General features: G+C 48.2%; 9 tRNA genes and 1 rRNA gene. All 10 read right to left on the reverse strand.

From position 1 onward, the window contains the following. Nucleotides 1–127 precede the first annotated feature (127 nt). A tRNA-Ala gene (locus tag K2225_RS19890) sits at nucleotides 128–203 on the reverse strand. A 13-nt stretch (nucleotides 204–216) separates the two neighbouring features. Continuing rightward, nucleotides 217–293: transfer RNA gene (locus K2225_RS19895), tRNA-Pro, on the reverse strand. Nucleotides 294–299: 6 nt separating this feature from the next. Then, nucleotides 300–376: transfer RNA gene (locus K2225_RS19900), tRNA-Arg, on the reverse strand. 11 nt (nucleotides 377–387) lie between these two features. Beyond that, a tRNA-Leu gene (locus K2225_RS19905) sits at nucleotides 388–476 on the reverse strand. Between the two features lie 52 nt (nucleotides 477–528). Further along, nucleotides 529–603 (reverse strand) — tRNA-Gly (locus K2225_RS19910). Between the two features lie 6 nt (nucleotides 604–609). Continuing rightward, nucleotides 610–691 (reverse strand) — tRNA-Leu (locus K2225_RS19915). 7 nt (nucleotides 692–698) lie between these two features. After that, nucleotides 699–774 (reverse strand) — tRNA-Lys (locus K2225_RS19920). Between the two features lie 30 nt (nucleotides 775–804). Beyond that, nucleotides 805–880 (reverse strand) — tRNA-Thr (locus K2225_RS19925). A gap of 15 nt (nucleotides 881–895) precedes the next feature. Then, a tRNA-Val gene (locus K2225_RS19930) sits at nucleotides 896–971 on the reverse strand. A 25-nt stretch (nucleotides 972–996) separates the two neighbouring features. Next, a 5S ribosomal RNA gene (rrf, locus tag K2225_RS19935) occupies nucleotides 997–1,110 on the reverse strand. Nucleotides 1,111–1,309 lie beyond the last annotated feature (199 nt).

Consider the following 1,309-nt stretch of genomic DNA (forward strand, 5'->3'; position numbering starts at 1 on the left):
CTCCATAAAAGTTAAGTTTGACTTGCTCATTTGCACACCGAATGTGCTTTGTTTCAAATTTCTTCTATAAAGAAGAAATGTTTTGACGTACTGGTTGGTTCGTTCAGTTTTCAAAGATCAAATAAATTGGTGGAGCCTAGCGGGATCGAACCGCTGACCTCCTGCGTGCAAAGCAGGCGCTCTCCCAGCTGAGCTAAGGCCCCAATATATTAGGAATGGTCGGGAAGACAGGATTCGAACCTGCGACCCCTTGGTCCCAAACCAAGTGCTCTACCAAGCTGAGCTACTTCCCGTTATAATGGCGCGCCCGAGAGGAGTCGAACCCCTAACCTTCTGATCCGTAGTCAGACGCTCTATCCAATTGAGCTACGGGCGCATATTTGTTTATGGTGCCGAGGGCCGGACTCGAACCGGCACGGTGGAAACCCACCGCAGGATTTTAAGTCCTGTGCGTCTGCCAATTCCGCCACCCCGGCCTGGCAAGTTTATGTTTAACATTGTTGTTTATTAAGTAGCTCGGTTAAATCATGGAGCGGAAGACGGGATTCGAACCCGCGACCCCCACCTTGGCAAGGTGGTGTTCTACCACTGAACTACTTCCGCATAAAGTGCGGGTGGAGGGACTTGAACCCCCACGCCGTGAAGCACTAGATCCTAAATCTAGCGTGTCTGCCAATTCCACCACACCCGCAAATGAATGGTGAGCCATGAAGGATTCGAACCTTCGACCCTCTGATTAAAAGTCAGATGCTCTACCAGCTGAGCTAATGGCTCCTATCAATAAATGTTAGCGCAAGCAACTAATGGTGCCGGCCAGAGGACTTGAACCCCCAACCTACTGATTACAAATCAGTTGCTCTGCCAGTTGAGCTAGGCCGGCTAACTTGATAAGAAATGGTGGAGGATGCAGGGTTCGAACCTGCGACCCCTTGCTTGTAAGGCAAGTGCTCTCCCAGCTGAGCTAATCCTCCGGATTATTATGAAATTATGATCAAGGCTTGGCGGCGTCCTACTCTCACGGGGGTAAACCCGACTACCATCGGCGCTGAAGAGCTTAACTGCTGTGTTCGGCATGGGAACAGGTGTGACCTCTTCGCCTTCACCACCAAACCTTTTTTTCAAGGACAAGATATATTATATTGTCCTTTGAGTAAAATTTCAAGGGGTAATTTCAAGTTTTTTTGAAAACCCTCAAAACTGGATAAGGAAACATCTTTTACGAAAAGCAACGTTCTTCACGAATGATTATAATCAGATAGATAAGTCATCGATCCATTAGTATCCGTCAGCTCCACGTGTCACCACGCTT

It is taken from the genome of Halobacillus sp. Nhm2S1, from assembly GCF_019599545.1.
GTDB lineage: Bacteria > Bacillota > Bacilli > Bacillales > Halobacillaceae > Halobacillus.